4 protein-coding genes are annotated in these 12,402 nt (G+C 39.1%); all 4 read right to left on the bottom strand.

What is annotated here, in order from left to right; all coding sequences use genetic code 11:
• Positions 1–638: HYR domain-containing protein (locus ACB104_RS15955; protein ID WP_370480345.1), on the bottom strand; the 638-nt coding region annotated here is incomplete at its 3' end.
• Between the two features lie 774 nt (positions 639–1,412).
• On the bottom strand, positions 1,413–4,595 hold the full coding sequence (locus ACB104_RS15950) for a DUF8693 domain-containing protein (RefSeq protein ID WP_370480343.1): 3,183 nt from the start codon (positions 4,593–4,595) through the stop codon (positions 1,413–1,415).
• A 177-nt stretch (positions 4,596–4,772) separates the two neighbouring features.
• Complete coding sequence (locus tag ACB104_RS15945) at positions 4,773–10,520, bottom strand: DUF8693 domain-containing protein (protein WP_370480341.1); 5,748 nt, start codon at positions 10,518–10,520, stop codon at positions 4,773–4,775.
• A gap of 318 nt (positions 10,521–10,838) precedes the next feature.
• Positions 10,839–11,729: a T9SS type A sorting domain-containing protein gene (locus ACB104_RS15940; protein WP_370480339.1), complete on the bottom strand. Its 891-nt coding sequence runs from the start codon at positions 11,727–11,729 to the stop codon at positions 10,839–10,841.
• Positions 11,730–12,402 lie beyond the last annotated feature (673 nt).

The following is a 12,402-nucleotide window of genomic DNA, read 5'->3' as shown; positions in this document are numbered from 1 at the left end:
CTTATGAAGGTTACTGTAGGCGTGCCACAGTTGTCCGCTTCGTCGGTCACGACAGCAGGGTCTGCAGCGGGGACATCGGCCAAGCACTGAACGTTTATGTCCGCAGGGTTGGATGCCGTAGGGTCTTCGATATCGTTAATCTCAACGGTAAAGCTACAAGTTTCAGTTGTGCTACCATCATAAGCAGTATACTCTATAGTAGTAATCCCTACCGGAAAGGTATAATCTGGAATAAAATTTATTCCACTTCCTGGACTAAAGTCAGTAACGGCACCTGTCATAGTCCATGTTAAAGATGTAACACTCGGAATATCATAGGTTGGAGTTAAGCCTGCACTAGTTATATCTGCACCACAAGTGCCAAAATCATTATCTACCGTTATATCTACTGGACACAATAAATTTGGAGCAAGAAATTCTGAATTAATACTGTTAACAAGGAGTAATGATCCTAATTTAGAATCTTCGTTGCCAACCCATCTTACATAATCAGAAAGTGCTCCGTAATACACAGAGGTTATTGGCGTCGTATTTTCTTTTGATGGTTTTGCAGAATAATAAGGAACAGCATGTAGATGCAGACTTATAATAAATAAGCATACTAAAGCGGTTATGTTCTTAAAGTAATTATTCGTCATAATTATCTTATGATTGATAGTTTTTGAGTATTATTCAACTAATACAACATTGTCTAAGAGCCAACTGGACTCGAAGACAAATTATTTGGGGTCTAACTGCTATTAATCAATAATCATGAGGGTGGTACAAAAATATACTAATAATGGACGTTGGTTAAAAATACTCGTTGAAATACATTTTTAATCTTTGGTCTGTATTATAATTTTTTTTGTTTTATGGATTAATCATGTTTAATAATTCCTTTTGAAATCATTTACGCGGCTAATATAAAATTATTTTTCTTTTTTATCGACAAAAAACAAAAAAATACGATGAAATGCATTATTTTTTATTTTTGATGAAAACTTTGAAGTTAAACCTTCGATGTTCAAAAAAAGTAGTCAAAAATGATGTGTTTTAGAGATTTAACAAAGCTCGATTAAGCATATTATTACACTTTTTTTGAAATGTTGAACAACTCGGATTGAATTTTCAGAATATAAATACTACGGCTTCTTTTTTGGCTGCGTTCCTTGTATTACTGGAATCTATTCTCCCAGATTTTTAGTACCATATGAATACTCTAATTGTCTATATGTGATATGGCATTGATTTTTTCTCACATTTTATTCGCAATATCTTGATTTTTGTGATTAAGATTTAACTTTATTTATTGTAATATCCTATATTTTTACTTTGTAAGTAGTTAGTTTTAAATTATTTAAGTGCTTGCGTGGTAAAACATCCGGTTTAAACTGCAAGTTTTTTACTTTTCAAACATTGATTGAAATTTTTTATTCAACGCGTACTTTTTTTGAAATTATACCACTTTCTGTTTCAATCATTAAAACATAATTACTTGGGTTAATTTGACTGGCATTGTACTCCAAATAATTATGGTTTGTGTTTGTTTGAAATTTGAATAAAGACTGACCAAGCATATTTAACATTTCTACAGATTCAATTAATTTTGAAGAAGGGTTATTAATTACAATATTGTTCTGTTCATTTGAAAAATAAACCTCAATTTGTTTGTTTGCATAATCTTCAGTGCCCATGGTCTGTGGTTTTGTAAAGGTAATTTCAAAGCGATTCGTATATTCCCCAGAAGCTAAAAAGGTTTCATATTTATCCTGTCTTAAATCCCGATAAATATCAAGTTCTTTATCGTGTAAATAAATTTGCAAATCCGTAGGGGCATTTTCCAGCCCATCAATGGCAATACTGTTAAATCCATCTGTTTTGGTGTGAAGGCCCAAAGGGATAATGCTTTGTTCGTTAATTTCGTTTATGCCCTGAATGGTATATTTTTCATTGTCAATAAGCCAATACATGTCATCAATTTGTGTGTCGATATGTTTAGAGTCATAACCCCAATCATACCCAATGGTTGCTTCTTCATCCACGGTTATTAATAATTGTCTTCTTAAAGTATTAACTGATGTGAAGCCAATCCTAAGCTTCATTCTTGGGTCGTTATTATGTGAAACTTTATTTTTAAAATTGTCACCTGTTTTTCGTTGGGTGCTATCTTCAATATGAAAAACACGCTGACTGTTATTGAAAGTAATGATGCCATCTGTTTCGGCAGTGGCATAAAAGCCTTGGCCAACGGGTATATATCTGTTTGGGATTTCTATTGGAGTGCCGCCCGTTGAAACAATAGCGCTTTCAGCATTTTTTGATGCTGCAGGTACACCACCTGAAAGCGAAAATGTAGCGTAACCGCCTTGGTAGTCGCTAGCTACATGAGAACCACCTCCCCAATGCTTCCAAAAATAAAGTGTTCCGCTGGTTGCCCCAATTCCGGCAATGGTAGATTTGTTGTCTTCAATAAATTTAACCGCGTCTATAGCTGACGGGTAGGGGTTGCCTACAAAATAATCGTTTCCGGCATAAACGGTTAAGCCAATATCTCCATTATTCGGTTTTCCTACAAGGGTATAATCTTGAACATCTTCAATAGTGCCTGTTCCCGGACCTTTCATGGTAAATCCCTCACCTGGGAAAATTTTACCAGTGCTCCTAACGTGTTGCCACGTTGAATAGTTACTGTTCAAGGCATTGTTGTATTTCCAAATCCAGTAATCTGCAATGGAGACCGGGTTTGCAGTACCGTCATAACCTGAAGTTAAGAAGTTAACACCTGCAAAAATATCTTCCAGGATATAACCGTTATTTATTGTGATACTATTCTGTTCTCCTACTGGAGATGACCAATAATTGTAGGTGTATTTATCAGCGGTTCCCTGAAGGTCTTTTTTTAACACACCGGAACTGGTTTCGTCCAAAATGCTATTTTCTGTCTGAATTAATTGAGACTTACCTTCAAGGGCTATAGTGCCATCAAGCTTTAAATAACTGGAATTAAATAGGGCCGAATTTTGTTTTAAGGTTAAAACACCGCCTTTTTCAACAATAAGTCCAGCTGTATTGATGTTGGTGTTAACTTCTATATTTCCATTAATTTGAAAAATAGAAAAGGCATGATCATTATAGGGTATATTCCAAACATCTCCGTGCAGCCAACTGTTTGGGTCTGTCCAATTTCCATTGCTGGATATTTTGCTTGTATATGGAAGGGGTGCAGTGTATTCTTGATTGATGGTCATATTATGTAGTGTGCCATCTGTTCCGTTATTGGCTTCGTCAGGAGTATATCCAGTATCTAAAATGCCCATTTTGTAATAGAGAATTAAATCGTTCCATGACAAACCTTCAATGTTTTTTGGAATTATTGCGCCTTTAACTTTTCCATCGTTATTTTCAATTTGCTGATTTATTTGTTGCTGCAACTGGTCAAGACTTAAGGCTTTATTGTAAACGCGGCATTCATTGATTGATCCCTCAAAGTAATTGTTGTTGAATTCTGTGTTTCTACCTATTTCAAAATCGTATTCAGAGTTCCATTCGGGGGTTTCAATAATTTTTGTACCAATTAATGAGTCGTCTTCATAATTCCAAATAGGGTTACCGTTTAAATATAGGGTTGCTGTACCAGAATTACCATCAAATGTTAATGCGGTATGATGCCAAAGGTCTTCCTCCAAATAACTTTCGGTATCAAGGTCGGGTGAAATAATATCCAGGCCATTATTAGGTTTTATAAATGCCTTTAATCTTTTATTCGAATCAATAAATAGCCTAAAGTTGCGCTGTCCCATAATTTCACCACCATCAGAATTAGTGTCGAGTTTAACCCAGGCCATCATGGTTGTTTCAGATTGACCTCCTAAAAAAGCACCGCGACCAATGTAGTCATCAACGCCATCAAAACCCAAATCTTGGGGTGTACAAAAACTGAAATTACCTATGCCTGTGGCGTGTGGTAAGTTATAGTCGCATGTATCACAATCTTCCCACAAAAAAGAAACGCTCGTAATATGATTTGGACTTGAAAAGTTAACGCCAACAATAGAATTATCTCCGGCAGTAATGTTGGAAATTGCGTTTACAATTCCGGTACTATTATCTGATACATAAGTGGGGGACGGGGAATTTGTAAATTCAGGGTAAATGGTATTTCCATATTTATCCAGCCCCGTGAATGTGTATTTATCACCATTGGATTCCCATCTGTTTACGTGGTGAATATCAAATGAAAAGGCATATACGGCTTTACTAAATGTAATTGTGCACGTAATTCCAGTACCTGAAAATCCGTTGGACAATAAATCAATTCCATAATATAAATAACTTGATTGGGTTCCAACCTTTGGAGTGCTTCCAGACCAATACCCTAATGTGCTAGTCTCTCCTGTAAATGTTATGGTTATGTCGGTCTCGGATCCATTCACATTAAAGTAGGTATGGGTAAGCTGCCCTGGAGGCCAGTAAAATTGACCACTCATACTTGTTGTCCAATTTAAATTAAAATTATGGGCGCAACTGGGCGTTTCATGAAGCTGGGCGTTTGTTTTAATGCTCAAAAAAGAAAGAGCAAGCATCAGAACCATTTTAAGAGCAATAATCTTCATAAGTAGGCAGTTAGATGGGGCTAAAAATTTGTTTTATGAACTAGAGGCTATTTAGCTAATATACAGATTCTTAACTTTAAAATCGATAAAACGTATAAAAAATTCGATGAAATGCATATTTAAAAATAAAGCCCCAAATTTAGTTTAGGGCTTTTACATATTATTAAAATCTAATTGTTAATCAACTAACACCTTTTTCGAAACTGTACTGTTTTCTGTGGTCAAATTGATAATATACATTCCGGTTTTTAGGTTTCTTGTATTAAATTCCAGATCTTTTTCGTTTGAATTTTTGTTTACTTTAAATACAGACTGACCTAGAGCATTAAGCATTTCAACGGTATTTATGTTTGTAAGCTTTGGATTGTTAACAATGATACTTTCTTTTTCGTTCGAGAAGTACACATTTAACCTTGATAAATCAACCTCTATAGTATTTAGCAAAGCATTGTTTGAAAATGTAATTTCAAAACGATTGGAGTATACACCAGGGGCTAATGAGACAATAAAATCGCTTTCTTTAAGGTTGTGGTATGTATTCAATTCCAAGTCATGAACAAATATGTTCATGTTTGCATCGATGTTTTCCAAATTGTCAATTTTTACTACAGCCAAACCTTCTTTAGCTATTTTCATACTGAACGGAATGCTCTGATCTAAATTAAAATTACCAACAGCTTGAATAATTAATTTAGACGAATCCAAATTCCAATACATGTCTTCTTTGTTATCTTCTATCAATAGGGCATCATATCCTAAATCAAAGTTATTTGAGGCATGGCTATCAGCACCTAATAATAGCTGTCTGTGGTATCCGCCTGGTGAATCAAACATCAATCTTATTCTTTCTCCAGTTTCGGCCGATTGATTTTCTGCAGACGATTTTGATTTTTGTGCATTTCTAAAGAACACTGAGCCCGTATTGGAACCTGAAACGACTTCTTTTTGGAAAATTCTTTGGCTATTTTTAAATAATATGTTTCCGCCTACAATGGGCTGGGTTAAACCGGCAACACCACTGTCATCAACAGCAGAGACAAAGAATCCTTGACCCACTGGAATGTATCTTTCAGGTTGCTTTGTTCCTGAAGCATAGGAGGCATTAATTCTGGCATCGGTTGATATGGCAACTGTTCCACCTAACAAAGTGTAAACTGCGTATCCACCCTGATATTCAGTCAAGTAATGGGTGTTTATTGAGAAATGGTCCCAGAAATATAGTGCGCCATTTATAACGTTTGTCGCATTATTTCCACCATCTGCTACACTAATATTATCCAAAATAAACTGATTGGCATCCATAGCTGATGGATAAGGGTTACCAATTAAGTATTGGTTATCTACGGTTATTGGTAAGCTGAAATCTCCATTATTTGGTTGGCCGAGCAAAATATAATTTTGGTCTGCAGTTGCCGTACCCGGACCTTTCATGGTGAAACCTTCACCAACCAATAATGATCCGGTGCTTCTTACATGTTGCCATTCGGCATATATGTTGTTAGGTCTGTTGGCGTATTTCCAAATCCAATAGTCTGCATTTTGTACTGGTGAAGCCGTACCATTATATCCCGATGTTAAGAAACCAACATTACTGAAAATATCTGCTACCGTATAACTGGCATTACTTGTTGGTGATACAGGAGAACACCAATAATCGTACAAATAAGTACTGGAATACCCTTGTTGATCCCGTTCCAAATTACCTGAACTAGTCGGGCTAAAATAACTGTCTTGTGTTTGCACCAACTGTGACTCGCCCTCTAAATCAATAAGTCCATTTAATTCTAAATACCAACTATTATAAAGTCCTTTGTCCGCTTCAATGGTAAATTCTTGTGAACTATCAACAATTAATCCAACCATGCCTTGCGTATCATAAGTACCGTTCAACGTTATGTTATTTTTAATGTGAACAATTGAAGCATCATCTGGGTTGTTTTCTTTTGACATGATGTCCCATTGATCTCCATTTAACCAGTTTGCACTATTTGTCCAGTTTCCATCGGCAACGGTTTCATAAGGCAACGGAGCTCTTTGGAAATAAATATCCTTGAAATTGTACATTTTGGCACCTGTAACATCAATGGTTCCTGTTTTTTTGTCATCAAGAATATCATCTTGATAGCCATCCATTTTATAATATTTAGCTAGATTGGTTCCTAAAGTTGCAGAAATATCCGTTGGAATAATTTTTCCACTATTAAAACTGTTTGTGTCATCCAGTTCTTGATAAACCATACGTTTGAGTTCATCTGTAGTTAATGCATTATCAAAAACACGAACTTCGTCAATTTCACCATTAAAATAATTATTATCCGTTGTGGCTCGGCCTATCATAAAATTAGAAGCACTGCTAATACCACCGGAACTTGACGTGTCTCTGGCTTCTTCTATGCCATTAATAAAAAGTACAACATCACCGCCAGCTTCCGTCGTTACGGCCACATGTGTCCAAATACCGTCGGTTAGGGCCGTAGTTGATGTTACAGCTATGCCCTCAGATACAGCGGTTACGGTATTATCAGCATCGTTTACTCTGATGTAAAAATCACTTTGTCCAGTAATAATTCTGTCATCTCCATTGGTGTTGGCACCACTAGATTTTACAAAAGCCATAAGTGTGGCACTTCCTGAAGGAATCACATTGGCGTCTTCAACATAATCATTACGACCATCAAAATATAAGCTGTAACTTAAATCTAAATTTCGTGGAGAGCCAAAAACCGTGTCATCGCCATCTCTGGAAGCCATGATACCATCGCCATCTACATCTACGGTGCTGTCTAAAACACCGGCCGTGTTTGGTAGTCCTGCATAAATTTCTACCGTATCAATGTCGTAAGTGGAAGTTAAGTCATTATAAGGGTCCTTATAATCTGGGATACCATCACCGTCAGAATCCAATGCATATAACGGGGCAGTACCTTGACTATTATTGCCATAAGAATCCGTATAATTGGTGTTTCCTTCATGGAAATCATATATATCCAAGATTCCATCACCATACCCTTCAATAGCTCCATCACCATCAGAATCTTTTTCCCTATAGGTCTCAGATTCCGGTCCGTCACCAACACCATCACCCGTTATATCTCCATCACCATTTTGAAAGCTTGCATCATTAGAGTTGACCACTCCATATTCATCCACGTCGAACAATCCATCATTATCACTGTCTAAATCTATATAATCCGGGATGCCATCACCATCTGTATCAACAGCAGCAATCGCTTCCAAAGAATCATGCATTCCATTCCCATTGGCATCTACCCAAGAGCCGATGCCGGTTAAATTAGCTTTACCTTCACTTAAACTAGCTGCGGTTGGATTTGCCTCCACAACATCTGGAATTCCGTCGTTATCACTATCTAAATCAAACACATCGGCTACAGTATCGTGGTCCATATCACAAAGTGTTTGCCTAATTTCTATGTCATCAATAGCAAGGTCATTACCGCCGCCACCAGGTGCCGTATTAACAAACTGCACGATAAACGATGTTTCAGTTGTGGAAAATTGTTGTAAAAACTGTTTCCATTCAGATGTTGCACATAAATTATAGGTTGCATCCGCAGCATGAGGTCCGGTACCAGTATGGTCTGCAGTAACATATGTGTCTCCACTACATCTGGTAATAGGTCCTGTATTGAACGTGGCAATTGTGGTGCTTCTATCTGATGTTAAAAAGTTTACGGTCACTTCGGGCAATATTCTATGTCCATTGGCTTGTTTTTCACCGGAACTGAATACACTGTCATCATTATCAAGGTTTATTACCCAAAAACTATAGGTTATAGGTACATTGGATAAGGTTCCAGTAATTTCTGTTTCATAAAAAATACCTGGGTCATAATCTGCATTAAAAATGGCCATTCTACCATCAGTATCTCCTGGGGTATGGTCTTCAATAGGAGCCCAAGCATACCAAGCCCATGTCGATACCGCTGTGGTAGGACCTACGGGTTCTCCACTTACACCAGTGGTAATAAAACTATGTACCGTATATTCTCCATCGTTCACACTTGCGGAGGTATCACATTCATCAGTTAATGTTACGCTGCTGTTCCCATCTTCAATACAATACGTTGTACTAGCGGTATATAAGGTACTAATGGCCGTACTTCTAGTGGTTCCGGTTCCAAAAGTTTCATCAAGGAATTTATAATCTGCTTGTGCTGCACCACTTGATAATCTACAGGCATTTTCCTCATCAGAATCTATAATACCATCATTATCATCATCAATATCAACATCGTCATAAACCCCATCACCATCACTATCGAAAAATACCTTATCGCCTTCTGCTTGTAGGTTTATTTGATAATTAGGTATGGCAGGATCGTCTGAAACTATGGTCAATAAGTCGGTTTGTACTGCAATGGTCGTGGTAGCGAAAGAAATAACCACATTGGCAGTTCCTCCTCCTGATATTACAGTACTGGGAGCTGGAGCACTTGTTATCGAAAATTCTGAAGGACCTGCTAACGAAATGCTTCCCAGAGTAATATCGGTTCCTCCTGTATTTGTAATCACAAATGTTTTTGTTGTGGTTTGTGACGTTATCTGTACTTTTCCAAAATCGGTATTGTCCGAAAGATCAGGGGTGTTTGACCCGTCCCCAGGAATAGTGTTACCTAGTCCGGAAACATTTATTTGGGATGATAATATTGTGGCAGTCACTGCCACTCTTGGTGTAGATGTGCCGCAAGTTCCGGTTGTTGATACATAATATGTTGTTGTGGTTGTTATACTGGGCGTAGTAAAAGCTGGACCAGTGCCTAAAGAAGAACCGCCAGATATAGCAGCATACCAATTAATGGTGCCGCTTGATGCCGTGGCCGCTAAATTGACGGTACCTGTTCCTACTCTTGATCCAGGTGTGGTTCCTGTAATTGTAGGTGCACCATTTATAGTTACATCTGCAGTATTGTTGGCACTTACGGTACTGCTACAGCTACCAATCAATAAATCGGTAACGGTTATTGTCGTTGTACCTGTATTGGCCAAAGAGCTTGTAGTAAATGTTCCTGTTCCAGCGGTACTTACTGTCATTGAGCTTGTTAAGCCTGTGGCCGCATTTGGGGCAGATGTATCGTAAGTAACCGTGTAGGTTCCAATAGGCAAACTCCCCACTGAACCATTAAGGGTTACGGTAGCAGATGAACTTGTACAAATAGGGGACGAAACACTTGTACTTGTTAAGCTATATGTCGGACACGTCCAAGTAATTATTACTAAACCGTTAGCGCCTGTGCCACCATTTTTTGGTCCTCCACTGCTCTTAGAGGCACCAGACCCTCCAGCACCATAATTTGCTCCAGGGTTTCCATTACTGTTTCCGTTAACTCCATTTCCTCCATTACCACCATTTAATGTGGTTCCTGTACCACCGGTATCTGCAACGGCATTTCCACCAGCACCTGTAGTACCGGCACCACCACCACCGCCACCTGAGTTTGTGGCACCACCGTTAGCACCATTTCCGCCTGCGTATGTTATATCTCCTGTAGAGGCTGCAGTTGTGCCTCCAGCTCCTCCAGTTGTTGAATCAGTGGTGCTACTAGCACCACCAGCTGCAATTACAGTGGTGGTGTTGAATGTTGATGACGTACCATTATAGGTGATGTTTCCTGAGGTATAACCTCCAACTCCTACTACGACGGGGTAGGAAGCACCAGGTGTGACCGTAACGGTGCTGCTTGCAAATGCGCCACCACCACCACCGCCACCGCGGAGTCCGTTATTTGTAATCTTACTACCACCACCGCCGGCACCCCAAGCTTGTACTGTTATTGAGGTAACGCCGCCAGGTACGGTAAACGTACCATCAGTGTTAAATGTTTGCGTTTGAGAATATGCGCTGAATGAGAGTAATACGCATATTAAGAGGAGAGAGCTTTTTAAACAAATAGCAATTTTTTCCATTTCAGGTTAAATTTTAGTTTTTGGGACTAATTATTTCCGCACCAAATATATTTAACCACTCCATGAAATGCAAAAATAATCGATGAAATACATGATTGAATTATTAAATTATTGATTATCAATGTATTATTAAATGTTAAAATTTATTGATTTCAATAATTAGGGCCGTCTTTATTGTTTTAAATGTTGAAAATTGGTAAAAAGGTCTTTTTATTTATAAATGAATATTCTCAATACTGGATCAAAGCCGTTTTATTGGTTACATAAAAAAAGGGGTGGACTAAACCAGTCCACCCCTTTTTACAATCGAGATTTAAATTAATATTTAATCATTCTTTTGGTTACGCTGGCACCAGTTTTTCTCCTTTCAATTCTCAAAATGTATGCAGCTTGTTCCAGTTTGTTTAGACCTGAAATATTTATATAAGAATTATGGCTCGTGAGGTTTTTGTCCAAGATTAATCTGCCATTCATGTCAAATACCTTTATGTTAAAATCAGTATTGTTGAAACTAGACGGCAATTTAATATTAATTTGATCATTGAACGGATTAGGTGTAACCGATATTTTAATCATGTTTAATTGATCCAATTCTAATGTAGTCTGGTCTTCACCATTACAATCTTGATCAATGCCATCATTTGGTATATCAGTAGCGTCAGGATTAATGGTGTAGTCTGTATCATCACAATCGCTACTGTCCATAACATAACCAGCAGGTTGTGAACAGGCTTCTATCCAATTAGAGAAATCTCCGTATCCATCATTATCTAAATCTGCATAGAAAGTTGTTATTACTCCTTCATCTACCGTTCCATCGCAATCGTTGTCAATACCATCACAAATTTCTGGAGCATTTGGATAGACTGATATATCTGAATCATCGCAGTCGTCAATGGTCGGCGCCACGGTCGAGTACCCACCTGGGTTATCGCACTGTGTCGCCGTGATCTGGCTGCCGAAGTACCCATCCGCATCGCTGTCCACGCCGAGGTACCACACGGTATCGGGGTTTATTGAGCTGTCGGCATCGTCGCAGTCGTCAATGGTCGGCACCACGGTCGAGTACCCACCTGGGTTATCGCACTGTGTCGCCGTGATCTGGCTGCCGAAGTACCCGTCCGCATCGCTGTCCACGCCGAGGTACCACACGGTATCGGGGTTTATGTTGCTATTCGTATCATCACAGTCGTCAATGGTCGGGGCCACGGTCGAGTACCCACCTGGGTTATCGCACTGTGTTGCCGTGATCTGGCTGCCGAAGTACCCGTCCGCATCGCTGTCCACGCCGAGGTACCACACGGTACCGGGGTTTATTGAGCTGTCGGCATCGTCGCAGTCGTCAATGGTCGGGGCCACGGTCGAGTACCCACCTGGGTTATCGCACTGTGTTGCCGTGATCTGGCTGCCGAAGTACCCGTCCGCATCGCTGTCCACGCCGAGGTACCACACGGTATCGGGGTTTATTGAGCTGTCGGCATCGTCGCAGTCGTCAATGGTCGGCGCCACGGTCGAGTACCCACCTGGGTTATCGCACTGTGTTGCCGTGATCTGGCTGCCGAAGTACCCGTCCGCATCGCTGTCCACGCCGAGGTACCAGACAGAATCTGGATTTATTGCTCTATTAGTGTCATCACAATCATTACTATTACTAACATATCCAGCGGGTTGTGTAGCCGCAACAACAACATCATTAATATCTCCATAGCCATCATTGTCGTTGTCGGCATACCAATTGCTGTTGTTTGTGCCAACATACCGAATTTTTACAATAACCCCTGGGTTCTCTATTGAAACACTTGTTGTTCCTGAAGGACCAGAGGTGCCACCTGTATTGTCAGTGATTGCGTAAATAGTGCTGCCGTCAGGTGAAATGCAGATA

This window comes from Tamlana flava (assembly GCF_041287255.1).
Classification (GTDB): Bacteria; Bacteroidota; Bacteroidia; order Flavobacteriales; family Flavobacteriaceae; genus Tamlana; species Tamlana flava.
This window is presented reverse-complemented; position numbering and strand designations above follow the sequence as displayed.